Origin of the sequence: Polynucleobacter sp. TUM22923, assembly GCF_030295705.1 — a bacterium.
Lineage (GTDB): Bacteria > Pseudomonadota > Gammaproteobacteria > Burkholderiales > Burkholderiaceae > Polynucleobacter.
In genome coordinates this window covers 252,518-276,830 of sequence record NZ_AP027274.1, presented here as the reverse complement: position 1 = coordinate 276,830, position 24,313 = coordinate 252,518, and the positions used below count along the sequence as shown (strand labels likewise).

Genomic DNA, 24,313 nt, shown 5'->3' with positions numbered 1-24,313 from the left:
GAGACATGACCCCATCTACCGCACGCTCAGTTGTAAAACATTTATTACTTTTTGTGACCTTAGGTTTAAGCGCCATTAGTCTTCCGAGTCTTGCGCAAATGAGTATTGAGATTACTGGCGTAGGACAGTCACTCTATCCTGTAGCCGTCATGCGCTTTAAAGATGAAAACAAATTACCCATCAGTGTTACTGACATTGTTCGGCAGGATTTAGCGCGTAGTGGCTACTTTAAAAATACAGAAAATGGCAATGCCAGCGAAAGTGATGAAGGCACTCCTAACTTTAAATCTTGGGCGACCCGTGGAGCTGATGCCCTGGTAGTAGGCTCTGTTGTCCAAACCGGCACAACCCAGTTTGAAATTCGTTATAAATTATTTGATGTCCGCAAATCCTTGAGTTTAGGGGGCCTTGACCTGAACTCCAGCGCAGATAATTTGCGTGCGGTAGGGCATAAGATTGCCGATGACATCATTTTTAAATTACTGGGTGAACGTGGCATCTTCTCCACGCGATTGTCTTATGTCATCAAAGAAGGTAAGCGCTATCGCCTGGTGATTTCTGATGCAGATGGTCAAAACATTCGCAATGCCATGACTAGTGGTGAGCCTATCATCTCGCCATCATGGTCGCCTGACGGCAAAAAAGTGGCGTACGTTTCTTTTGAAGATCGCAAGCCGGTCATTTATGTACACGAACTAGCAACCGGTCGTCGTATTCCCCTATCTAATCAAAAGGGTAATAACAGTGCACCAGCTTGGTCGCCAGACGGCAAAAAGCTAGCCATCTCCTTATCTAAAGACGGCAATACTCAGGTCTACAGTATTAATGCAGACGGTAGTGGCTTACAACGCTTAACTACTGGCCGCACGATTGATACAGAGCCACAGTATTCGGCGGATGGACGTTATATTTATTTCACGAGTGATCGCGGTGGCAATCCCCAAATCTATCGAATGAGTGCGCAAGGTGAGCAAGCCGAGGGGGCAAAACGCGTTACCTACAAACAAGGCTTTGTGACCTCCCCGCGTATTTCACCAGACGGTAAATATTTGGCCTATATCGCCAATATTGGCGGGGCATTTCGGCTTTATATCCTCAATTTGGCTACCGGCGATTCACAAGCCCTTACCGAAAGCAGTACGGATGAGTCCCCTTCCTTTGCTGCCAATGGGCGCTATGTTCTCTATTCCACCAAAGTGGGCGGTAAGCGCGTCTTAGCAGCGGTATCTGTAGACGGCAATTCCAAGCAGGTACTCACTATCCCTGGATCGGATGTCCGTCAGCCATCATGGGGGCCGTTTATGGACTAAGGCGCTGCCTTAGGCCGCACAGAATATGCAGTACCTCATTCAACAGCCAACGCAACAGCCAACGTAACAATTAACTCAATAGCTATTTTGCTGCTCTTAGGGGCATAATATTGGCAATAGCCGTATTTATTTGCTTCATTTGTAGGAAAAGGAAAGATCATGCAAACTTCAATCACCCGCCGTATCGCCACCCTCACTCTTGTAGGTGCTGCAGCCCTGTTAATGGCCGCTTGCTCCAGTGTTAAGTTAGATGACGTGGATGGTGCTAACAGTGGCGGTGGCAGCGGTAACTTTGGCTCACAGCCATGGAATGACCCTAGCAGCCCACTGTTCCAACGTAGTGTTTATTTTGATTTAAATGAATACACCGTTCAAACGAAATATCAAAAACAATTATCTGCACATGCCAGCTTTCTTAAGGCCAATGCAAAACAAAAGATCATTATTCAAGGCAACACCGATGAGCGTGGTACTGCAGAGTACAACTTAGCACTCGGTCAGCGTCGTTCTGATGCTGTTCGTAAGTCTTTGAGCTTGATGGGCGTTTCTGATGAGCAAATGGAAGCCGTCAGCTTTGGTAAAGAAAAACCTAAAGCAGAAGGCGATAATGATGCAGCCTGGGCAGAAAATCGCCGCGCTGACATTGTTTACATTACCAACTAATGCACTCGTTGCAGCTGTTTTCTGACTCAGTAAACAAGACGCTCTCACGAGCGTTTTGTTTAGGTGCTGCCACCGTTTGTCTAAGCCTATCGAGCAATGCTTGGGCTTTGTTTGCAGATGATGATGCACGTAAGGCTATTTTGGATTTACGCAAAACGCTTGCCACCACTCAGCTAGATTTACAAAATCAAATTGAGAAACTGAAAGCAGATAATTCAGAATTGCGCGGCAAGGTAGAAAACCTTGAAAAACAAGGCGAAGATATTACTTCAAGCCAAAAGACCTACTACCAAGATTTAGATAATCGCCTGGGTAATTTTGAGCCTCGTACAGAAACGATTGAAGGTGTTACAGGTACCGTACAACCGAGTGAGAAAAAAGCCTACGACGAAGCCTTGGGTTATTTCAAGGCAGGTAATTTAAAAAAAGCAGATGACAGTTTTTCTGCTTTTGTGAAGCGCTATCCTAAGAGCCCCTATTTGCCGCTAGCCCTCTTTTGGACTGGTAACAGCAAATACGCTAACAAAGACTACACAGGCTCTATTGCACAGCTACAGGGACTGATTAATCGCTTCCCAAATCATCCTCGCATTCCAGCAGCGATGACCACGCTTGCTAATGCCCAGCTAGAGAGTGGCAGCAAGACAGCCGCCAAGAAAACCGCAAATGACATCATCAGCAAATACCCCGATACTGATGCTGCAAAAAATGCACAGCAGTTGATTGCCGCTACAAAGTAATTTCTGATGTCTCAGCTGTCTGCCGCCTTTCAGAATATTGCCCCACGCAAACCCCATGCGCCCGCAGTGATCCTGTTTTCTGGGGGCCTTGATTCCAGTACGATCCTCGCGCTAGCAAAAGATTTGGGTTACGCGCCCTATGTCCTATCAGTAGGCTATGGCCAACGCCACTCTTCTGAACTGGCTGCTGCGAAGCACATTGCTAAACAGATGGGCGTCGTTCGTCATGAGGTGGTGAACTTAGATCTCACCCGCTTTGGTGGCTCCGCCCTCACCGACTCCTCTATTGATATTCCGCTGACTCCAAGCAACGATCAAGAAATTCCGGTGACTTACGTTCCTGCGCGCAATACCATCTTGCTATCACTAGCATTGGGTTGGGCTGAATCGCTCGGTGGCTTAGATATTTTTTATGGCGCCAATGCCGTGGATTACTCTGGCTATCCAGACTGTCGTCCCGACTATGTGGCTTCTTTTGAAAGTATGGCTAACCTAGCCACCAAGGCGGGTGTTGAAGCAATTAATAATGACAATCGCTTTCGTGTTCATGCACCCATTATTAGCATGAGTAAAGCCGAGATCATTCACTTAGGCACTACTCTAGGGGTGGATTATTCTCAAACAGTTTCTTGCTACCAAGCAAATGACTTGGGCGAAGCTTGTGGAGAATGTGAGTCTTGCCGCCTACGTCAGGCAGGATTTACACAAGCAAACTTGAGTGACCCTACTCGCTACCAAAAATAGTTACTTGTTTAGCTTTTCAGCTCTTTAGCTCTTAAGCTCTTAAGCTCTTTATTTGTTTTGGGTTTCTAGCATTCTGGCCACATACCGCGCAATCAGGTCTACCTCTAAATTAACCTTGTCGTTAATCTGAAGATTGCCTAAGGTCGTGTTTTGTAGTGTGTGCGGAATAATGTTGATACTGACTAAGCAAGCGTGCGCAGTGTCCTCTGTTTGATTGACGGTCAAGGAAACGCCATTGACCACAATAGAACCCTTGTATGCCAGAAAAGGGGCTAAGGCTTTCGGTGCTTCAATCTGGAGCAACCAAGAACCGTAGGCATCTTGGGCAACAGCAACAAATTGAACTACCTTGCCAACCCCATCAACGTGACCGCTGACTAAGTGACCACCTAAACGATCATTTAAGCGCAATGCTTTTTCTAGATTCACGGGTCCGACTACATCTAGGCCTACCGTCTTGTTCAGTGACTCACGAGAAATATCCAGCTCAAAAGTAGTGCTGGTAAAGTGCGTGGCCGTCATGCAAGCCCCCTGAATAGCAATGCTATCGCCTAAGGCTACATCATCCAAATAGCCCGCAGGGGTCTCAATCAATAACTGCATTCCGTCGCCCTTGGCTTGGGCGCTTTTGATGGTGCCAACGGCGGTAATGATTCCAGTAAACATAGTTGGATTTTTATTTGGGTTGATGTGATTGTTGGATTTTAAGTTAGGGCTAGAGCTTTGGCTTTGGCTTTGGCTTTGACTGCACCAAGCGAACCCGTAAGTCCTGACCTAATACAGTGTGATCCATGATTTGCCAATCGTGCCGTTGCTTGAGCTCAGTCAATGTACCGATATTCGCCATGCCGATGCCATCCCCTAACAAGCAAGGGGCGTAGTAGAGCAAGAGCTCGTCGACACAATTTTCTCGGAGTAATGAGCCGTTTAGCTTATGGCCTGACTCGATGTGTATTTCATTCATAGAACGCTCTTTTGCTAAGTAGCGCAGAAGTTGTGCGAGATCTACCTTGCCATGGGCATTGGCCATTGCAATCACTTCCACTCCTAAGTCCTGCAGTGCCTTTAATTTTGCTTGGCTCGCTTCAGAATCCATGTCAGCACAAACGACGATGACGCCAGATTGATGGAGATTTGTAAATAGCTTAGCGTCTAGTGGTGTCTCTAGCCGAGAATCAATAATGATTTTCCAGGGCTGCCGTTCAGTCACTACATCACGAACATTTAGTGTGGGATCGTCTTCTTTCACCGTTCCCGCACCCGTCAAAATAGCGCAGGCTTGTGCACGCCAGTGATGGCCATCTGAGCGTGCCTCAGGTCCTGTGATCCACTGACTGGTGCCATTCGTTAAGGCGGTCTTGCCATCTAGGCTTGCAGCGATTTTCATTCGCACCCAAGGCAGACCGCGTGTCATCCTAGAAATAAATCCTGGGTTCAAAGCCCTTGCTTCTGATTCCATCAAACCACAGCGCACGTCAATACCAGCTGCTTTTAAGCGCTCAAGGCCTCGGCCATTCACTAGAGGGTTAGGATCGAGCATCGCAGCGATCACTACCGCTGGCTTAGCCGCGATCAGTGCATCAGAACAAGGCGGCGTTCTACCTTCATGACTACAGGGCTCTAAGGTGACGTAGATCGTTGATCCAGAGACATCAAAGCCATTGGCTTTAGCATCGGCTAAAGCCTCTATCTCAGCATGATTTCCGCCGGCTTTTTGGGTATATCCACTCCCAATCACTTGCCCGTCTTTAGTAATAACGCAACCTACGCGCGGGTTTGGGGTGGATAAGTAGAGGGCTTTTTGAGCCTGGGCCAAGGCCTGGCTCATGAATTGATGGTCAACGACGGTATACATAGGGGTCTATTAAAACCGATTGTTGCTGCTTACACCAAATTTAACGGCAGGCTTTGCTATCCCGCTGGGGATCACACACCCTCCAACGACCGCCACTGCTCAATATCAGCTGGCGCTCCAGCCGAGAATCCCGCTCATGACCTAGTATCAGTCGATTGGCCACAAAACCGCCTTGGGCCGTCTTTGCTGCCCCAGCAGCATTAAAGGTAATCCCCCTTTTATTGGAATGTGGGTCCATAAACTGTTTGCCTCCCCCTTTAAAGTAGATCGGCGCAATGGCGCTTTGAGCAAACCATACCCGCTCGGCACAATTTGCCTTGGACTGGATGGGTGGGCAGGCGTTCTTTACAACCCAGCCGTCCTCCCAATCGGCCCAATCAGCCCAATCAGCCCCATCAGCACTGCCCGAAGGGGTAATGTGCACAGCCATACCCAATTGCAATGCTTGCCCACGAGCAAACTGCGCATGGGCAATAAATCGCCTGGCAAGCATATCGATTTCTCGAGCGGCCATTTGCTCCTGCAACATCGGCATGGTCATGACTGTCATGATGGCAATGATCAGAACCACCGCCATTAACTCTATTAAGCTGCTTCCTTGTTCGTTGGCACTTTTGTGATTTAGTTTATTCAAAATGTTGACGCCAATTCAGACGAGTGACTTCAGTTGTTTTTTCATCCACCAAGATCAGTACCTCAAGCACCGGAGTACCTTTAGTGCCTTTAGTAGAGATCAGCCAAAGACCTTTCCCTACTGACTGAATATGACAAGCAGATTGCTCTTGTAAGGCAATACTAAAAATGTTTTGCTCACACGCTAATAATGCTTTTTCTGCCTCTATAAATTGTTTGCTAGCAGTAATAAAAGTGGTGGCGCTAATGATCTCTAACGCAGTTAAGCGTTCAATATAGGCAATGAGGGAAGACAGCAATAGCAGTAGAGATAAAACCCAAGCAATGATCATCAGAGATTACGACTAGCAAATGTGCGCTCAAACACTCGATGTATTAAGTGCCCATCAGTCATTTCTAGCCTAACTCTATAAGCCTTGCCGGATGGCGCCGGCAATGCTTCAACAGCAAAGTAATGGACTCCATTCATGAGGGTTGTGTTTTGGAGTCGGCCTTCCTTATCTAATGATTGGCAGATGAGCGAACCTCCACTTCCACCTCCACTTCCACCCCCACTTCTACTTCCACCTCCACCTCCATTCACACGCCCACCTTTTGGAGCAGAGGCTGGTCGATCTACTACAAAGCCCTGCTGCGCTAAGCCATTTTTAGTACGGCCTGGTGACAGGGTGTTTCCGATGCAATCTAAATCTCCTGCGCTAGATAAAGCATGCTTCACCATCAATGCATCCGAGCCTTGATACCCACTCTTTTTCTGAATCTGGATAAAGGCTTGAGCTGATTTGGATGGATGACGCCCTCTAGCGAAAGAAGCCGTAGGCTGGTAACCCGCCATACGAATAGATCGACCAATGAGTTCCAAAGCACGATCAGCTTCCGCAGTGAGCGATTGGGTTTTTTCATATTCAATTTGTTTCGCGATTAGTTCGCCACTAGTTTTCATTAGGGGTGTGACTAGGATGAGGGAGATGGCAAGACCTACGAGGCACTCCAGCAGACTCATTTAAACTTTTTTTGTGTGGTTTCTGCTGATGGGGTCCTTGGCTGAAATTGTTTATGCCCCAAGGTATTGATTTCATGCTCATCTAATGCTTTTTTCATCTGCACCCGCTGCTCTTGGACTATTGCTAGTCGCAATGCTAATTGCTGATAAGTCGCTCCTAATGCTATCCAACTGCTAGCGACTAGACTCATGGCCACCAAGACTTCAAGCAATATGAATCCATTGGCATGAACCAGCTTTTCGGGGGTCAGCTGTAATGAGGTGGATTTGGGGGACATCAGCCATTGTCTCGATCCGCAATGGCTTGGAAAATCGGTATAAGTAAGCTCAGTCGTCAGAAAGACCGGATATTGAATGAATATCTTCTCTATTTATGAAAGATCTCACGATGTAGCCCGAAAAACTGCTGCTCAGCTTAAAATAGAGGGCTATGCAAAATACCCTCGCCTCCACAGAAGAAATCGTTGCTGAGCTTAAAGCGGGCAAGATGGTCATTCTGGTCGATGAAGAAGACCGCGAGAATGAAGGTGATCTCGTTTTAGCTGCTGACCATGTCACAGCCGAGGCAGTTAATTTCATGGCCAAACATGGTCGTGGGCTGATTTGCCTCACCTTAACTCGCGAGCGCTGCCAACAATTAAACCTCCCCCTGATGGTGAGGGATAACGGCGCCTCGATGGGGACTAATTTCACGGTATCGATTGAAGCGGCGCGTGGTGTCACAACAGGCATTTCTGCGGCAGACCGGGCGCTCACGATCCAAACTGCGGTAGCGCCCAATGCTAAGCCTAATGATCTTGTTCAGCCAGGGCATATCTTTCCATTGATGGCGCAACCAGGTGGCGTACTCATTCGCTCTGGCCATACGGAAGCCGGATGTGATTTAGCCGGTATGGCTGGATGCTCTCCCACTGCCGTCATTTGCGAGATTATGAAAGACGATGGCAGCATGGCGCGTCTGCCAGATCTATTGATATTTGCTAAAGAGCATCAACTCAAAATCGGCAGTATCGCTGACCTCATTCAATACCGCAGCCAACATGAAAGTATTGTTGTGCGGGAAGGTGAGCGGGAGTTCAATACCCCTTGGGGTAAGTTTCAGGGGATCATCTATCGTGATACCCCTAGCTCCTGTATACATCTTGCTTTAGTGCATGGCACCCCTTCTGAGACTACTGAAACACTAGTGCGGGTTCATGAACCTGTCACAGTATTGGATTTTTTAGATGCGAATGTCAGTACTCACTCCTGGCCTCTTGCACAGGCATTGCAAAAACTAGCCAATGCCCCTGCTGGGGTTGCCGTGCTTTTAAATGCCTCTGGCATTGCAGCGCCAGGTGATGTGGATTGGCTTGCACAGTTTCATAAACTCAATGGTTCACAAACAGAAGCGGCGGCTAAACCACTGGCTCGGAAGACTGATTTTCGGAGTTACGGTATTGGTGCTCAAATTCTGAAAGATCTGGGCGTTGGCAAAATGCGTTTGCTTGCTAACCCTAATCCGGTTCCCAGCTTGTCAGGCTATAAGCTTGAAGTGACTGGCTACATGCCTTTTGAGCCAGAGCAATCGAGCTAATTTATCTAATCTACTAAATCTACTAAATCTAATAAAGATTAAACCCCTAAAGTTAAACCCCAAGACCCTATGAACACATTAGATAACGAACAATCCGTTGGCGTATTAGCCAGCGATCTCAATGGTGAAGACCTGCGGGTAGGCATTGTGCAAGCGCGCTTTAATGAAGCGCATTGCTCTGCGCTAACCACTGCTTGTATTGAAGAGTTAATCCAATTGGGTGTATCCCAAGCCGACATTAAATTAGTTACCGTACCCGGTGCATTAGAAATTCCGTTTGCACTGCAAAAGCTAGCGGAGACTGGTGAATTTGATGGCTTAGTTGCTTTAGGCGCGGTCATTCGGGGTGAGACATACCACTTTGAGTTGGTCTCAAATGAATCTGCTGCTGGCATTAGCCGCATCTGCCTAGAATCTGGTCTACCCATCGCCAATGGTGTGCTCACTTGTGAAACTGATGAACAAGCTCAAGTGCGTGTGCAGGTTAAAGGAGCAGACTGCGCTAGAGCAGTTGTTGAGATGGCCAATCTGGCCTTAGCACTAACCCCAGATATTGATTTTGAAATCAGCAATCCCCAAGAGTAATTCGGAAGATAACCAGTACATGACTAAAAACACTCTTCCTGCAGCTGCAGCAACAACTGCGGCAACCACTGCAGCAACCACTTCGACAACCGCTGCAGCCAACAGCGCCCCTAAGCGCTCCCTCACACCACGTCGCCGTGCCCGTGAGTACGCCTTACAGGGTGTCTACCAAAGCTTGGTAATGCGTCGTGCAGGTAGCTTGCCTAATGCTGCAGCAATTGCCAGACAGCTTGCTGAAGATCCTGGTTTTCGTCGTTGTCAGCACGATTTGTTCCAAGGTATCTTTACTGGCACGCTTGAGCATACTGATGAACTCGAAGGTCTCATTACGCCTGCCTTAGATCGCCCTATTAATGAACTATCTCCCGTAGAGCATGCCGCCCTTCTTATTGGCACTTACGAACTAGCAATGGATTTATCGGTTCCATATAAGGTAGCTATTAACGAAGCAGTAGAGTTGGCTAAAACCTTTGGTGGCACTGATGGTCATAAGTACGTTAACGGCGTACTCGATCTTTTGGCACAGCAATTGCGTAGTACGGAGATTGCGGCGGGATAGAGTTAGTTGGGTGTTGGTTGGGCGCTGGTTAGGCGCTGGGTGACACTATTTAAACTAGCCGCAAGCCCTTCTGCTCGTGACTCTGCGTAGGATTTAAGTTAACAAGATAAACATCACTGTGCTGCGTTAAATAATCTCATTACCAACAAGATGTATTTTTAACCACAATATGTCTTCTATTGGACGTATTGTGCACATTGGGCTCATTAAGCGTACTTCTCCAGCATTACACTGCGCCAGCAACTCCCCCAAGGTATAACTCGCTTTACTTACAGGCTTTACCATAAAGCGAGCATTTACTCTCTTCATGTCGACCGTTGAACCTGTAGACATTTCAAATTTCCTCTGAGAAATAAAATTTATGGACTACCATAGTAAATCGATGTTGATATAGATCAAAGAGATTGAGGAGATGACCCCATGCAAAAAGTTGATATTCGTAAGCTGCTAAAAGATCCAAGCCTTTTTAAAGAAGAGGCGTTTATCAATGGGCAATGGGTTCAGGCTCAATCTGGCAAGCAGTTTGATGTCACCAATCCAGCAACAGGCGAACTGATTGCCCAAGTTACTAATCTGGCGCCACTAGACGCTAAGCTTGCGATTGGTGCTGCAGACACCGCATTTAAAGAATGGAAAAGTAAAACCGGTAAAGAGCGTGCCAGCGTCATGCGCAAATGGTTTGATCTCATCATTGCCAATACGCAAGATCTCGCTACCCTCATGACCCTTGAGCAAGGCAAGCCTCTAGTCGAATCCACTGGTGAAGTGACTTATGGCGCTTCATTTATCGAATGGTTTGCAGAGGAAGCGAAGCGCGTAGCAGGCTCAATACCAGGCTCTACCTGGAGTGATAAACGCCTCATCGTCATGAAGCAGCCTATTGGCGTATGTGTTGCCATTACGCCCTGGAACTTCCCTATTGCCATGATCACTCGCAAAATTGCGCCTGCTATGGCGGCAGGTTGCACCATCGTGATTAAACCAGCAGAGCTCACGCCATTATCTGCACTGGCTTTAGCAGAATTGGCTCAGCGTGCTGGTGTACCCGCTGGTGTTATTAATATCCTCACAGCCGATGCAGATCAGTCCATTGCTATTGGCAAAACCCTTTGTGAATCCACTGTCGTACGTCATTTATCTTTTACAGGCTCTACTGAAGTCGGTCGCATCTTAATGGCCCAATGCGCCCCCACTATTAAGAAACTAGCGCTTGAGCTGGGTGGCCATGCTCCCTTCATTGTTTTTGAAGATGCCGACATTGATGCAGCTGTCTCTGGCGCTATGGCTTCTAAATATCGTAACTCGGGTCAAACCTGTGTATGCGCCAATCGGTTTTATGTCCATAAAAGTGTCCAAGCGGAGTTTGTAGAAAAGTTTGCTAAAGCAGTGCAAAGCATCAAACTGGGTAATGGAATGGATCAGGGCACTACGCAGGGGCCACTCATTGAGCCAGCCGCCCTTCAGAAAGTAGAGCGCCATGTTGCTGACGCATTAAGTAAAGGCGCTGCTTTAGTCACCGGTGGCAAACGTTCTTCTCTGGGCGGCACCTTTTATGAACCCACCATTTTGTCTAATGTCAGCAATGACATGCTCATTACCCATGAAGAGACCTTTGGTCCAGTAGCAGCCATCATGAGTTTTGAGAATGATGAAGGGGTTATTGCACTGGCCAACAATAGCCAATTTGGCTTAGCTTCTTATTTTTACAGTCGAGATATTGGTCGTATCTGGAGAACTGCTGAAGCCCTAGAGTACGGCATTGTGGGTGTGAACTCCGGAATCATCTCTAATGAAGTGGGGCCCTTTGGTGGCGTCAAGCAATCAGGATTGGGACGAGAAGGCAGCGTCTACGGTATGGATGAATACTTAGAGCTCAAATATGTTTGTTTGGGTCTCTAGGGCTGTTGTTGCTGTTGTTACTACCCTTCTTTCTTTTTGTAAACCAAGTCCCACACGCCGTGTCCTAACTTGAGGCCACGGTTCTCAAATTTGGTAATGGGTCGATAGGCTGGTCGTTCTGCATAGCCAGAATGCTTGGCTAGCAACTGCTCTGGACTGGGTTTAAATTCTGTAGATACTTTATTAGGCAGACTGGGCTCTGTATCAGTTGCAGAAAAAGTTTCCACCATGACTTGCTCTGTAGAAGTGTTTTGTAGAGTGGACTCAGCATTTAATACTAAAAGCATTTGTTCAGCATAGTTATGCCAATCGGTTGCTAAGTGCAAATACCCTCCAGGCTTTAAGCGTGATACCAAGAGACGAACAAACTCTGCCTGAATGAGTCTGCGTTTATGGTGACGTCGTTTATGCCAGGGATCTGCAAAGTAAATATGAATACCATCCAAAGCATTGGGGGCAATCATTTGTTGCAACACCTCAACAGCGTCATGCTGCATTAAGCGCAAATTACTTAGTTGGTTTTCCCCAATGAGTTTAAGTAAGGCGCCTACTCCTGGGGTATGTACTTCAATTGCTAAAAAATCATCCTGAGGGCGTAAAGCCGCAATCTTGGCTGTGGTCTCACCCATACCAAAACCAATCTCTAAGATCTTGGAGTTAGCTGAACCACTAAAGGCATCCTGGAGATTTATCCTTTGTGCTTGAAAAGGAATTAAAAATTGCGGGCCCAGCTCATCAATAGCGCGCTGCTGTCCCCCAGTAGTCCTGCCTGCACGAAGGACAAAGGAACGAATGCGGTCAGTTTTAGAAAAGGTCACTAGATACTTTTTTAGTTAGCTTGGTTAATTTAGTTAATTTAGTTAATTTGATTATTTTAAAAAAGAAGTATTCCAACCAGCAGAGCGATACGCATAGACCACCTCAACCAATACGATGGCTAGTGAAGTCATAAAGAAAACCAGCCCCAGCACAAAGGTCCACACTACATAAGTCGTCTGTAAGGATCGTACTGCACCCGCCTGAAAGAAAAAGAGCTCTAGTACTGTTAGCGAAATAAATACCCCACTCAGAACATCAAAGAAGATGGCTGCAGTACAGAGGCGACCCCGTGCTCTAGCTTCATTGGCCTCTTTTTTCATATGACTTAAGACGGCTGGATCTTTAATCACGCCTTCATGTATTTTCCCCTGAATCGATCGCATCCGATCGACTGATCTAGCTAAACGTCCTGAAATCGCATTAATCAAGGTAGCTACCGCAGTGAGCAAAAACACTGGGGCTAGTGCTAACTGAATATTGTTCGTGATTGCATCTATAGAGACATCCATTAAAACTCCTGCCGATCATTCTGAATTAATAAAGTAAAAGAGGGGGCTGGAAAACGATAAAGCGTGATTCTTTGTTAGTGCGACCAGACAACTAAACCACTATAGGCACTAAGTAACACCAATACCCCAAAGACAATGCGATACCAAGCAAAGGGAATGAAGTTATGACCCGCCACATAATGAATTAACCAGCGCACACAAACAAATGCAGAAACAAAGGCGGCAATAAAACCCACAACAATAGCTAGGGTAAAGTCTCCAGAAATCTCCACTGGTGATTTCCACAGCTTGAGTAGTTCATAAGCAGTAGCGCCCCCAATCACAGGAATAGCCAAGAAAAAAGAAAATTCTGTTGCAATAGCCCGCGGCAGACCAAACAGCATGCCACCAATGATGGTGGCTCCAGAACGTGATGTTCCTGGTATTAGCGCTGCGCATTGGGCAAGACCTACTTTGAGGGCATCCAGATTAGTTAAGTCATCTATAGACTGAATACGTCCCTCGCTCTGCACGAGGGTTTTCTGACGACGCTCTGCCCAGAAGATAACGAGTGCGCCCACTATAAAAGCTGTCGCTACCGGAATGGGTGAGAATAAAAAGGCTTTGATGTATTTGCCAAAAACAAAAGCTAGGCTCATTGCCGGTATAGAGGCGATGATTAAATTAAGGGCAAACTTTCTGGAGCGAGGATTTGTCTGAATAGTGGAAGCAACTTGCCACAGCTTTTGCCGAAACTCCCAGCAGACTGCCAAAATAGCGCCAAACTGAATAATGACTTCAAAAGCCTTGCCCCGCTCATCATTAAAGTTGAGTAAATCCCCTACCAATATGAGGTGTCCGGTACTGGAGATGGGTAAAAACTCAGTAAACCCCTCTACTACCCCTAAAATTAAGGCTTTGCCTAGCAATATAAGATCCATGGACGTAATTTTATAGTTAGATCTATGCCCAAAGCCGTATTTGGCAAAATAGGGCTCAATTAAGGCGGTTTACCCAAATAAGCCTTAAACTTCATGCAATACAAAATGCACCTAAATAAGATGAATTCGCACCACTTTCGCCCTTCAAGAATGAGTATCTTCGGTTTAATCCTAAGCCAGGCACTCGGGCTGAGCATCTTCTCATCTGGCGCCTTTGCACAAAGTGCTGTGGGGGCTAAACCGTCCCTGCCCACACCAATTGCACCCATGAACACGCAGTCTTTGCTGGGCCTAGATATGCCCCCGCAAATGGTGGTTACTCCTAGGTCAGCTCTACCCACTGCAGCAATACCCACTACAGCAGCCCCTTCTTATCTAAGTGGCGATCTTGCTAGTGGCTCAAACAGTGCAAACGTTGCAAATCCTGGCCAAGCTACAGATCTCATTCGCCTCTATCAAGAGGCTGCCTTTAGTGATCCCGTCTTAACTGCTGCACGCTTTAACTATCAAGCGAGTAAAGAGCTATTTTGGCAAGGGCTCTCCTTATTGCTTCCGCAGGCTAGCGCTGCGCCAGGAGCTACTCGCTACTTCCAGCATACGGCTGGCAATGCCCCAGTAAATGCCGTAACAGGCTCTCGGGTCTATGACCAAAAGAACTATACGGTTACCCTAACCCAGCCAGTATTTAATATGGCTGCCTTAGAGGCATTTAAGCAAGGTGACCTCAATACCAAAATTGCGGATATGCGCTTTTACTTGGCACAGCAAGATTTAATCATTCGGGTATCGCAAGCGTATTTTGATGCACTCACTAGCCAAGATAATGTTGAGCTCTTTCGGAATAAAAAAGGTTTGATCAAACAACAGCTAGAGATTGCCCAAGCCAAGTTTGATGCGGGGCTTGCCACAATTGTTGATGTCAATACTGCTCAAGCAGCGCTAGATCTTGCTAACTCTCAAGAGATTATTGCGCAGGCTGATTTGATTGTTAAGCGTGGCGTCCTAGAGCAATTAGTAGGTAGGCCTGTAGGTGCAATCAAGCCCCTAATTAAACAAGCCAAGATTGATGGGGTTCTAAAAGATCCCCGCTCAAAGAGTCAAGACAGCAAAAGTTCTACTATTGCCGAAAGTGTGAACCCAGTTTTACCTAAAGGGCAAACCTTAGATGACTGGATTCATCAGGCAGAGACAGCGAACTTTAATGTTCTAGCAGGCCAACTCTCAGTGAACTTAGCAGAAAGTAGCTTTAAAGCTTCTCAAGCACTGAACTACCCTTCAGTCAATTTAGTAGGGTCTGCTGGATACAATACTTCTAACGGAACTTCGAATAGCTTAACGCCAGCGCAAACCAATATTTACAACAACACTATTGCTTTGCAAATGACTATTCCTTTGGTTTCTGGTGGGTATAGTAGTTCAGTCATTCGTCAAAATGCGGCATTGCTTGATGCAGCTAAAGCCAATTACGATAATGCCCGCCGTACTGCAGCGCAGAGCACACGTGCTGCCTTCACTGGTTTTTATGGTGGCCTGGCCAGTGTGAAAGCTTTTGAAGCAGCAGAGCGATCATCTACCTCCGCTCTAGAGTCCAGTAAGCTAGGATTTCAGGTGGGGACCTTGATTAATATTGATGTCTTAATTGCCTTAGATACAGTGATCACTACCCGCTCCCAATTACAGCAAGCGCGTTACAACACTATCCTCAATGCCATTAAGCTTAAGGCCCACGTTGCGGCTTTGTCAGATGAAGATCTGATTGCAATCAATACTTTATTACGCTAAATCAAGCGGCTTTAAAGGACTTTAAAAGCGTTACTTTTTTAAGTCTCTGTAAAAATTTTCATGTGAGCGGATTACCAAAGCAATCAACACAATCTCTTTTGGGTGATGCTTATCCGGAAAGAATTCATAAGCCATCAGAAATTCTTGGCAGTTGATCTTGAATTTATAAGTAAATATACCGGCTAAATCACCTCGCCTCTCTTCACCCAAAGAAAGTTCTGCGGCAATACTTTTTATCACCGGATTTACCTCTGGAGCGGGGTTGCCTCAATTGTTGCGACATACCTCATTAGCCTTAGAGCAAGTCACGATATGATGCTACGCGACTCAAAGGAGAAAGTACTATCTTTGCAAGAAGTTAGGCAGGGCTAGCATTCACCCCCCCGATTCTTTTGATAAGTGAATCCAGTCCACAATGTTGGGATCTGGGGTGTATCCAGAAACCAGCTCTTGCAGCATTGCTTTAATACTCACCACATCATTGGCATCTAATACCGCTTGCAATGCAGTCATCTTTTCTGAAAATACTCCCCAAGGCAAAAATGCTTCAGAGGCTTTCATAATCAAAGGGTGGGATGTGGATTCTGGGTTATCACCAATGAGTAGTTCTTCATACAGCTTCTCGCCAGGGCGCAATCCTGTAACTTCAATTTCAATATCGCCATCAGGATGGTCTTCATCCTTGAGTGTAAGACCAGAAAGTTCGACCATTCGCCTTGCTAAATCAAATATCTTGACCGGTTGACCCATATCCAACACAAACACTTCACCACCAGTGGCAATGGCCCCCGCCTGAATGACCAACTGAGCCGCCTCAGGAATAGACATAAAGTAACGGGTAATCTCAGGGTGGGTTAAATGTATCGGCCCACCATCCTTAATTTGCTGACGGAACTTGGGAACAGCTGAGCCAGAGGATCCCAATACATTACCAAAGCGCACCATCGAAAATTGGGTATCAGGAAAATTACCAGCAATCGCTTGCAATGTCATCTCTGCCAAGCGCTTACTCGCACCCATAATATTCGTTGGCCGCACTGCCTTATCAGTGCTGATAAGAACAAAGTTTTTAACTCCAAGCTCACCCGCAATCTTTGCAGTGACTAGAGTTCCTAGTACGTTATTACGAATACCCTCAACTGGGTTATGTTCTACCAAGGGAACATGCTTGTAAGCTGCTGCGTGATAAATGATGTGGGGATTCCAGTTAAAAATAATCTCCCGCATACGAGCCTCATCTCGCACAGAGCCTAGCAATGGAATGAGCCCAATGTCTTCAACTGCCTTTCCCAACAAAGCCGCGTTATTGAGATTAAACAGCAGTTTTTGATGCAAGTCATATAGAGCAAACTCACTTTGCTCTACCAACAATATGACTGTTGGATTGAGTTTGAGAATTTGCTGGCAGAGTTCTCCGCCGATAGAACCACCTGCGCCAGTAACCATGACTACCTGAGATGACACATGTTTACTGAGAAGGTTTAATTGGGGCTCAACAGAAAGGCGACCCAGCAAGTCATCTACGTCAAGTTCATGTAAATCGGCAATAGTAATTTTGCCTGTGGTGATATCCATCAAACTAGGGAGTGTTCGAACCACTACTTTTGCATTGGATACTCTCTCCAAAATATGATTACGCTCTGAACGAGAAATAGCTGGTAAGGCAAGTAAGATCTCGCTGATTCCCATACTTTGACATAACGTGGAGCAATGGCCAGGGTCATAAACTTGGATACCGTTAATGGTATTACCCTGAAGGTGGCGATCATCATCTAAGAAGCCACAGACAATTACATCTTGACTTGCAATCATCACGGTAGCTAATTGTCGACCAGCAGAACCACATCCATAGATGAGAACCTTGGGCAGTAATTTACGTCTTTCATTGCTTTGGTAATGACCACCCAACCAATAGCGAGCAAAGACTCTAGATCCTCCTACAGCCAACAACATGAGTAAAGGCTGGATAAGCCCGATAGTTCTTGGTACACCATCCATAATCTCACTAGAGCTCATAAATAAGCTCAAGAAAGTAGAGAAAACAGTAAAGGTGGATGCGTAGATCAGGCCATAAACAGCCATCGCTTTTAGAAGAGCAACTAAAGCAGAAAAGCCAGCATAGCGAAAGATGGCTTGGTAAAGCCCAAAGAAATAAAAGACTGGTAGAGAAAGAACAATAGCAACCAGTATTGGCCAAAGCATCTGACTAAACAGCGGAAAAAAATCTCCAAGGCGAAGATAAAAAGCAAACCATACTGTCAGCACACAAAGCGCAATATCAACCAATGCGACCAGCAGACGTTTACCCAACCTTGGTAGTCGCAATAAGTGTCGGGAGGCTTTATTAAAGGAGCTAATCATTAGGCTTGAATAGGGTATTGGTTTTTTATAAAACCTTGCAGTGAGTCAATGCTAGTAGGTTACACAAAATAGAGCCTACTAAATAGGTATTGCATTAAATTAGATAGGAAAAAATACCAAATTTGATCGATAGATTATAGATTACAAAATTTATAATAAGCGTAAGTAGGTGGGTGATTCATACAAAAATCGCCTTGATACCTTGAAATACTCAACCATAAACCCATTAGGATTAAAATTCTCTGCAACCCTGTTAATGCTTAAAGGAGACGCTTGTTTAGCAACCTATTTAATCCCAGCTTAGCGAGGCAAAATGTGAATATGGCTAATTGTTAAATATCGTAGATTCAAACACGAAGTGCAACACGGTTTAAGGACTGCATAAACACTTCATTGGGGGTTTTAAATCCCAACCTCTTACGAGGTCGGTTATTAAGCTTGCTTTCAATCATTCTAAGCTCCTCATCAGTTACGGTGGATAAAGGCCTCTTTTTGGGGATGTATTGCCTTAGTAAGCCATTGAAGTTTTCATTAGAACCGCGTTGCCAACTGGCAAAAGGATCAGCAAAGTAGGTGGTGGATTGCAGTGCTGTATCAATCCGGGCGTGCTCGGCAAATTCCTTTCCGTTGTCATAAGTTAGTGTTTTGACCTTAGCTTGATAGGGGGCCAGTCCTTCAATAATGGCGTTACCTACCAGGGTCGAAGTTTTATTGGGTACTTTGGCTAGAACAGCATAACCACTCTTGCGCTCCACTAAGGTCACAATAGCTTGTTTGTGCGCTGCCCCAATCACGGTATCGCCTTCCCAGTGACCGACTTGAGATCTGGCTTCAATATGCTCTGGGCGCTCACTAATCGGCCTTCTGCCTACGATCTGGCCTCGTCGATCCCGGCCACTGGCATAGCGCTTTTTACGTTTCTTTTGACAGCGTAACTGCTGGTAAAGAGTGCCACCAGCGGCTTTATCAGCATAAACATGGCGATAGATGGTCTCATGGCTAATCCCTACAACATCTGCGATTTGCTCAGGGCTCCATTGGTCTTGTAGGTACTCTACCGTTTGATCCCAATCAGCTGGGGTGATTTGGGTAGCATTACGAGAGCCTAGGGAGCGTTCCTCTGCTAATAAACAGGCTTGTCTCGGTCGATATCCTCTGCCTCCGGTATTGCGAGATAGCTCTCGGCCAATGGTCGACTTATGTCGATTCATGAGCTGGGCGATCTGGCTTTGGGTTTTTCCGTCTTTCATGAGGATATAAATCTGATATCGTTCTTCTTGGCTAAGGTGTTGATAGGTCATGGCTACTTTGACTTGCAGGTCTAGAAACTATGGATACTAAAATATCCTTAGCCACTAGCTCTAATTGATCAAAGTTGCACTTCGTAGTTGAATTCACCTATGTTTAAACATGTGGCACTCAATTAGAAACGCCATCTCGCCTAAGCACCTTTAAAAAGGTCATCCACAAAATTTGGAGATCCAGCAAGAAGCTCTGTTTTTTTAAGTACTCTTCATCGGTAATTCCCCCTTTTTAACCGCCCTCAATGGTAGGGTGAGTTAAGTGACCATGGCCAGTCGCTGTTTCGGGGTAATACCGCTCAATGCCATATTTGGCTGTTAGTACTTGTATTCATACATGCATTGAGTAGCAAAGGTTTGAACTTCTTCGATGCCATCCCAATAATGCTGCGATAACCACTGATGTCTTACGGTTCGGTTGTGGCGCTCAACATAGACATTTTGCTGCGACTTGCCGGGCTGAATATGCTGTATATGGATATGGTGCTTTGCTGCCCATTCCATGGGCCCACTACTTATGAGCTTGGAGCCATTGTCCGCTCAAATGATGCTGGGTTTACCTCGCCAAGCAATGATTTAATCTAAGGATCGGATTTCCCGTTGTGGTGGAAGTGAGAAGTCCACTTCAATACCGAGAGCTTCCCGATCAAAGTCATCGCTCACATCGAATAACAGAGCCAGACAAAGGCCCAAACGAGCCCAAGCGCAAATAAACCGCCAGCCAAGTGGCCAAAACAGGCAAAGCCAGCTGCGTTAACAAGTCGCACACGCGTTACTCAAACCGAAGCCTGCGCCATCACTCTAGAAATGGCGTCGCATGTTTTTTGAATCTCTTCGTGTGTCAGCGTGGGATGCACCAAAAACATCAAGCTGGTTTCGCCCAAAGCCTGGGCAACGGGCAAGCGCAACTCGGGACGCCAGCCCTTGTTGTCAAAGGCTTTTTCTAGGTATACCTCTGAACAAGACCCTTGGTAACAAGGCACACTCAAAGCATTGATAGCTTCGACAATGCGGTCACGGCTCCAGCCCGGTGCCAAGGCATCGGGGTTAACGTACACATAGCGCTTGTAATGCGCATGCACACAAGCCTGGGCCTGCGTGCACTGCCGCGTACAAACCTCGCACGCCAAACCGGGCACCCTCAGTGCTGTAAAGGGCTGACAAGCAGCCCCAATGGCCAGCGCGTTCTGCGCACGCACAGCGGCCCAATCGGCCATGCGCCCCAGCTGAATGCGCCCCAGTACGGCCTGCACTTCCAGCATGCGCCAGTTGGTGCCAAACCCCTCGTGCAGCCACCTAAAACCCGGTGCATGCTGGCGCTCATAGTATTTTCCAATCCAGGTATGAGCCTGAAGCGGGTTTGAGTTGGTGACCTTTGCTTCTTGACCTGACCGGGTTAAAACTGGAAGTTTAAGGGACTTGGTTTTGTCTTCTAATTTGCATTCATGCAGGCCCCTGCCAGGCCGCCGGAGGCCCCCCCCGCGCATGTTTTTTCACACTCGTTCTTGTTTTTCTTTGCGTCGAATCTGTGTCGACTCGGCGTCGATTCAAGTCTGCAGTTTGCGCTTTGGCTTGTTGAATAACTCAAACAAATCGGCCTTGGCCTTTTGCATCTCATGGGCCGCTTGCAGATCGGTTCTTTCTTTGGCCCGAGCCAGCAAATCTTCAAGCGTGATGCCCGCTTTGAACTTGACCAAACCCCTGTCGTTTAGTTGCACCAATCGCTCCAGCGGCGTCTTCGCATCTTTGTTCTTGTAGACCTTTTTAACCTTCCCTTTGTCACACACCACCTCGGTGGCAAACAAGCAAGGACGGTGCAAATTGAGCCACGAATTGAACACACCTTCATAGAACGCATTGATGGGTTTTGCGTACTTCTTTGGAATGTGGCTGTAGCCCATATGCTTCCTGACCACACTGGCATTCTTGCTCTCTGCCAAGGCGTTGTCGTTACTTTGACGGGCACGTGATTTGGTCTGCTCGATACGCAACTTTTCTAGCATTTTGGCCACCTTGTGGTTGATGTACTCCGAGCCGTTGTCAGAGTGGAACCCTTCAATCTCAAACGGGAACTGCGCAATCACCGCCTGCAGAATCGGCAGTAAATATGCCTCACTGACGCTGTCCACGCAGGTGATGTGGTAGACCCCTTTGAGGCCATCCAAATCACCTTGGTGGACGCTGTCAATGCGTACCCAGCCCGCACGTCCATTGGGCCTGGGTGCCTTGCGCACGCCAATGGAGTTGCACACCGATCGGGTCTTGGTGAAGCTGACGCGAAGTTTTTGGTAGCCAGCACTTTTGCGCAGGTTGTACAGGTGCGCGACCGACAGACCGGCCAGGCGCTCGTAGTCCTTGTCGCCGTATACCGTGTAGGCCCGGCGCAATAGGTGGGCGATGGCCGGGCCACAGACATCTTCATTGGCGCGATCTACCTCCACGAGCAGTGCGACATCGACAGCTGTGTACTTGCGGGTGAAGGGGGCAGCAGGGGCGCGGTAGCGTTTGGCCAGGGGCACAGGTGCCAGGCGGTTCTCCTGCCAGCGCGCTACCAGGCGGGTGATCTGAGGGCGACTGTAGCCGCTGGTGTGGCGCAGGTAGGCCAGTACCACGCCGCGATCATGTTTGCCGCACTGGCGGTACTCAAAGCGCTTGAGAACGCGGCTGATGTGTTCGTAGCGCTGGGCGTCACCAACGCCTGCGGCGAGCGTGAATTTGACTTCTGGGGTTGCATCCAGAAATTCCTGCAGTTGCGCAATCGTGCGCAGCTTTGTCTCGTCCATGTTGATCACCATCCTTGGATGATCAAGCCAATGGCAGTTGGGCCTGAAACCTACCCCTTCAGGCTCATTTCTGGTTGGAAATACGTGCGCCGTTCAGGCTCATACCTCATTGGACAAGGCTGTCACGCAGGGCATCGATATTACCCATAAAGAGGCATTTCTCTAAACCCTGGGCAATATTAGATAAACCACGAGTCACCTTACGGGTAACAAAGGTCTCACCGCGGCGCTTGGACTCATGGTTAAACAAGATACCGTTACAAGCATAAATGCCATAGGCCTCACGATAGTTCACGGTAATCCAATAGGCGTACATTTTTGCTACTGCATAAGGGCTTCTAGGATAAAAGGGAGTGGTCTCTTTTTGGGGGATCTCTTGTACTAAACCGTAAAGCTCAGAGGTTGATGCTTGATAAAAACGGGTTTTCTTCTCAAGGCCTAAGATCCGAATCGCTTCTAACATCCTTAAGGGACCCATAGCGTCGACATCAGCCGTGTACTCCGGAGATTCAAAAGAGACTGCCACATGGGACTGCGCGCCTAAGTTATAAATCTCATCTGGCTGACATTCTTGAATAATGCGCACTAAATTACTCGTGTCTGTTAAATCACCATAATGCAGAATTAAATCAGGGTGATTAACGTGGGGATCTTGATAGAGGTGGTCAATCCGCTCAGTATTAAAAGATGACGCACGGCGCTTAATACCATGAACGATATAGCCCTTTTCCAAGAGGAATTCAGCAAGGTAAGAGCCATCTTGGCCAGTAATACCAGTAATCAGGGCGACTTTTTTTGTAACGCTCATAAGACATCCTTATGTATTAATTTAAATTCTTGAAAGCATGCGGCTTGCTTCCCTCGTTAGGATCACCCAAACCAGTACTAGCTACATACAAAATAACAAATATGAGGGCATCTATGTAGGTTTTTTGAGAAACCTCTGTTGTAAACATCAATAGCAAAATACTACCAATCCACCAGATGGCGCTACTTTGCCATCGTGACTGCAAACCCTCATTAGTTACTCTCTTGTTTAGTCGATACATCGCCATGAAGGATGCCAGCAGAATTAAGCCTACCCCAGGAATGCCGATGCCCAAAGTCAAGTCCAGCCAGGCGCTGTGGGATTGCGTCAATACAGAATCGGGCCAGCGCTCCTTTGCCATTACTCCAAATGATTTCCAAACAAGACCGTAACCCAGGGGTTGCTCCTTAATCATTTTCAGTGCAGCTTGAGCCCAGGTCATGCGTTCGTAATTGGTGATGGAAACCGTATCTCCTAATGCATTTTTTGGGTAGCCTTTTTGACCAGCAAACTTCCAAAGATCGATCTTCTCCATTTGTTCAGCTACTTTAGTATCAGCCATAAAGGTATTCCAAGATCGATTGGCTTGAAGATGACGAGAGCCTAGGATCCCAATAACAATAGCCAATATCAGCAATAAACCAATACCTTTTCGAGTCCATCGAAATCGCTTGCTTAACAAAGAGTTCGCAAGACCGAAACCTATCAGGATAACTGAATAGATCATGCCATTCTTAATGTTTTCTAAATAAAAAACGGCACTCACCAGCACAACGACTGATAAATAGAGGATTGAGTGTCCTCCAGCCTTGATGTCAACACGTTGAGCTTGCAAAAATTGTGCCCATGCAACCGCTAATGCGGGCAAGCAAAAGAATACCCAAGCTATTTTAGGGACATACCAAGTAGAAGGTGCAGCAAGATTCAATAATGGCTCAGGCAAGTTCAACTGGTATCTCTGGGCCAACACAGTGAGGATATATCTGAGTAAATAAATAGCACTAGGTGCACACAAGCCACAAAAGAATACCCACCAACATACATCCGTCTTATTGCTTGCTAATTTTGTATTGGATATTGAGTGTATTGCGATCCCTAAGCCAATGGCAAATGGCAGCCCCATCAACACCCTTTTCCAGATGGTAGAGAATTCCTCCAACTGAAGTGAAAAATTATTGCTGAGAAACAACAAATGAAAGCCAACCCAAGCCAGTAGGAGAAAAATTAAATAAATCGGTATCGCTGTTTTTCGCCAAAGCAAGGCTCTATTTTGGAGAATGACATAAAGACCAAGCAATGAGCCTGATATCAAAACAGCGTGCCGTAAAAAAATAGTGTGTGGCTGAATCCAAATTGCCCAAAGCAGTGAGAATAGTATTACCAAGGCAATTCTGACGCCTGAAGGCGCTATTAATGACATGCTCTCTGATTTGATATTTTTGGAAGCGGTATTCATTGCTTGA

At 46.7% G+C, this 24,313-nt stretch carries 24 protein-coding genes and 2 pseudogenes; 9 read left to right on the top strand and 17 right to left on the bottom strand.

Features of this window, described 5'->3' with window-relative positions; translation table 11 throughout:
* Positions 1-5: 5 nt before the first annotated feature.
* The 4 genes from tolB to queC all read left to right on the top strand — a co-directional run bounded on the left by tolB (position 6) and on the right by queC (position 3,457).
* Positions 6-1,310, top strand: coding sequence for a Tol-Pal system beta propeller repeat protein TolB (tolB, locus tag QUD86_RS01460; protein ID WP_286297505.1), 1,305 nt, complete (start codon positions 6-8; stop codon positions 1,308-1,310).
* A 159-nt stretch (positions 1,311-1,469) separates the two neighbouring features.
* On the top strand, positions 1,470-1,973 hold the full coding sequence (pal, locus tag QUD86_RS01455; protein WP_286297504.1) for a peptidoglycan-associated lipoprotein Pal: 504 nt from the start codon (positions 1,470-1,472) through the stop codon (positions 1,971-1,973).
* Positions 1,973-2,713, top strand: a complete 741-nt coding sequence (gene ybgF, locus QUD86_RS01450) for a tol-pal system protein YbgF (RefSeq protein WP_286297503.1) — start codon at positions 1,973-1,975, stop codon at positions 2,711-2,713. The genes pal and ybgF overlap by 1 nt, the downstream gene beginning before the upstream one ends.
* A gap of 6 nt (positions 2,714-2,719) precedes the next feature.
* The gene (gene queC, locus QUD86_RS01445) at positions 2,720-3,457 is read left to right on the top strand and encodes a 7-cyano-7-deazaguanine synthase QueC (RefSeq protein WP_286297502.1); all 738 of its coding nucleotides are present in this window, start codon (positions 2,720-2,722) and stop codon (positions 3,455-3,457) included.
* 48 nt (positions 3,458-3,505) lie between these two features.
* On the opposite strand, the gene QUD86_RS01440 is transcribed toward queC, so the two are convergent.
* Genes QUD86_RS01440 through QUD86_RS01415 form a run of 6 tightly spaced genes read right to left on the bottom strand, consistent with a single transcriptional unit; the run spans position 3,506 to position 7,226 of the window.
* A complete protein-coding gene (locus QUD86_RS01440) occupies positions 3,506-4,123 on the bottom strand; it encodes a riboflavin synthase (protein WP_286297499.1) in 618 nt (205 codons plus the stop codon).
* A 49-nt stretch (positions 4,124-4,172) separates the two neighbouring features.
* Positions 4,173-5,312 carry a bifunctional diaminohydroxyphosphoribosylaminopyrimidine deaminase/5-amino-6-(5-phosphoribosylamino)uracil reductase RibD gene (gene ribD / locus QUD86_RS01435; RefSeq protein ID WP_286297497.1) on the bottom strand — a complete coding sequence of 380 codons (1,140 nt, stop codon included), beginning with the start codon at positions 5,310-5,312 and terminating at the stop codon, positions 4,173-4,175.
* Positions 5,313-5,352: 40 nt separating this feature from the next.
* Positions 5,353-5,946: a GspH/FimT family pseudopilin gene (locus QUD86_RS01430; RefSeq protein WP_286297495.1), complete on the bottom strand. Its 594-nt coding sequence runs from the start codon at positions 5,944-5,946 to the stop codon at positions 5,353-5,355.
* Positions 5,939-6,277: a hypothetical protein gene (locus QUD86_RS01425; protein WP_286297494.1), complete on the bottom strand. Its 339-nt coding sequence runs from the start codon at positions 6,275-6,277 to the stop codon at positions 5,939-5,941. Before QUD86_RS01425 ends, QUD86_RS01430 begins: the two co-directional genes overlap by 8 nt.
* Positions 6,277-6,948 carry a PilW family protein gene (locus tag QUD86_RS01420; RefSeq protein ID WP_286297492.1) on the bottom strand — a complete coding sequence of 224 codons (672 nt, stop codon included), beginning with the start codon at positions 6,946-6,948 and terminating at the stop codon, positions 6,277-6,279. Before QUD86_RS01420 ends, QUD86_RS01425 begins: the two co-directional genes overlap by 1 nt.
* On the bottom strand, positions 6,945-7,226 hold the full coding sequence (locus QUD86_RS01415) for a type IV pilus modification PilV family protein (protein ID WP_286297491.1): 282 nt from the start codon (positions 7,224-7,226) through the stop codon (positions 6,945-6,947). Before QUD86_RS01415 ends, QUD86_RS01420 begins: the two co-directional genes overlap by 4 nt.
* Positions 7,227-7,378: 152 nt before the next feature.
* Here QUD86_RS01415 and ribBA point away from each other — a divergent pair, with 152 nt between their 5' ends.
* From ribBA to QUD86_RS01395, 4 genes are all read left to right on the top strand, one after another.
* Positions 7,379-8,524, top strand: coding sequence for a bifunctional 3,4-dihydroxy-2-butanone-4-phosphate synthase/GTP cyclohydrolase II (ribBA, locus tag QUD86_RS01410; protein WP_286297490.1), 1,146 nt, complete (start codon positions 7,379-7,381; stop codon positions 8,522-8,524).
* Between the two features lie 69 nt (positions 8,525-8,593).
* Positions 8,594-9,109: a 6,7-dimethyl-8-ribityllumazine synthase gene (ribH, locus tag QUD86_RS01405; RefSeq protein ID WP_286297488.1), complete on the top strand. Its 516-nt coding sequence runs from the start codon at positions 8,594-8,596 to the stop codon at positions 9,107-9,109.
* A gap of 19 nt (positions 9,110-9,128) precedes the next feature.
* Complete coding sequence (gene nusB / locus QUD86_RS01400) at positions 9,129-9,668, top strand: transcription antitermination factor NusB (RefSeq protein WP_286297487.1); 540 nt, start codon at positions 9,129-9,131, stop codon at positions 9,666-9,668.
* Positions 9,669-10,088: 420 nt separating this feature from the next.
* Complete coding sequence (locus QUD86_RS01395) at positions 10,089-11,567, top strand: NAD-dependent succinate-semialdehyde dehydrogenase (RefSeq protein WP_286297486.1); 1,479 nt, start codon at positions 10,089-10,091, stop codon at positions 11,565-11,567.
* Between the two features lie 20 nt (positions 11,568-11,587).
* Here the strand turns inward: QUD86_RS01395 and trmB are convergent, their stop codons facing one another.
* The 3 genes from trmB to QUD86_RS01380 all read right to left on the bottom strand — a co-directional run bounded on the left by trmB (position 11,588) and on the right by QUD86_RS01380 (position 13,815).
* Positions 11,588-12,385 (bottom strand): tRNA (guanosine(46)-N7)-methyltransferase TrmB, encoded by a 798-nt coding sequence (gene trmB, locus QUD86_RS01390; protein WP_286297485.1) that lies wholly within the window; start codon positions 12,383-12,385, stop codon positions 11,588-11,590.
* Positions 12,386-12,436: 51 nt separating this feature from the next.
* On the bottom strand, positions 12,437-12,895 hold the full coding sequence (locus QUD86_RS01385) for a DUF2721 domain-containing protein (protein ID WP_286297484.1): 459 nt from the start codon (positions 12,893-12,895) through the stop codon (positions 12,437-12,439).
* Positions 12,896-12,969: 74 nt separating this feature from the next.
* Positions 12,970-13,815 (bottom strand): undecaprenyl-diphosphate phosphatase, encoded by an 846-nt coding sequence (locus QUD86_RS01380; protein WP_286297483.1) that lies wholly within the window; start codon positions 13,813-13,815, stop codon positions 12,970-12,972.
* 150 nt (positions 13,816-13,965) lie between these two features.
* Between QUD86_RS01380 and QUD86_RS01375 the strand changes: the two genes are divergently transcribed.
* A complete protein-coding gene (locus QUD86_RS01375) occupies positions 13,966-15,597 on the top strand; it encodes a TolC family protein (RefSeq protein ID WP_286297480.1) in 1,632 nt (543 codons plus the stop codon).
* 30 nt (positions 15,598-15,627) lie between these two features.
* Here QUD86_RS01375 and QUD86_RS01370 read toward each other — a convergent pair whose 3' ends face one another.
* From QUD86_RS01370 to QUD86_RS01335, 8 genes and pseudogenes are all read right to left on the bottom strand, one after another.
* Positions 15,628-15,837, bottom strand: coding sequence for a type II toxin-antitoxin system RelE/ParE family toxin (locus QUD86_RS01370; RefSeq protein ID WP_286297478.1), 210 nt, complete (start codon positions 15,835-15,837; stop codon positions 15,628-15,630).
* 135 nt (positions 15,838-15,972) lie between these two features.
* A complete protein-coding gene (locus tag QUD86_RS01365) occupies positions 15,973-17,958 on the bottom strand; it encodes a polysaccharide biosynthesis protein (protein WP_286297476.1) in 1,986 nt (661 codons plus the stop codon).
* A gap of 347 nt (positions 17,959-18,305) precedes the next feature.
* Positions 18,306-19,259 carry an IS30 family transposase gene (locus tag QUD86_RS01360; RefSeq protein WP_286295630.1) on the bottom strand — a complete coding sequence of 318 codons (954 nt, stop codon included), beginning with the start codon at positions 19,257-19,259 and terminating at the stop codon, positions 18,306-18,308.
* Positions 19,260-19,577: 318 nt separating this feature from the next.
* Positions 19,578-19,931: pseudogene (locus tag QUD86_RS01355) on the bottom strand (integrase core domain-containing protein); the annotation flags it as partial.
* Positions 19,932-20,035: 104 nt separating this feature from the next.
* A complete protein-coding gene (locus QUD86_RS01350; RefSeq protein ID WP_502928872.1) occupies positions 20,036-20,746 on the bottom strand; it encodes a DegT/DnrJ/EryC1/StrS family aminotransferase in 711 nt (236 codons plus the stop codon).
* Positions 20,747-20,806: 60 nt separating this feature from the next.
* A complete protein-coding gene (locus tag QUD86_RS01345) occupies positions 20,807-22,054 on the bottom strand; it encodes an integrase (protein WP_286297475.1) in 1,248 nt (415 codons plus the stop codon).
* A 109-nt stretch (positions 22,055-22,163) separates the two neighbouring features.
* Positions 22,164-22,850 (bottom strand): annotated as a pseudogene (gmd, locus tag QUD86_RS01340) (GDP-mannose 4,6-dehydratase); the annotation flags it as partial.
* A gap of 16 nt (positions 22,851-22,866) precedes the next feature.
* Entirely contained in the window at positions 22,867-24,306 is a 1,440-nt protein-coding gene (locus QUD86_RS01335) for an O-antigen ligase family protein (protein ID WP_286297473.1), read from the bottom strand.
* Positions 24,307-24,313: the final 7 nt, after the last annotated feature.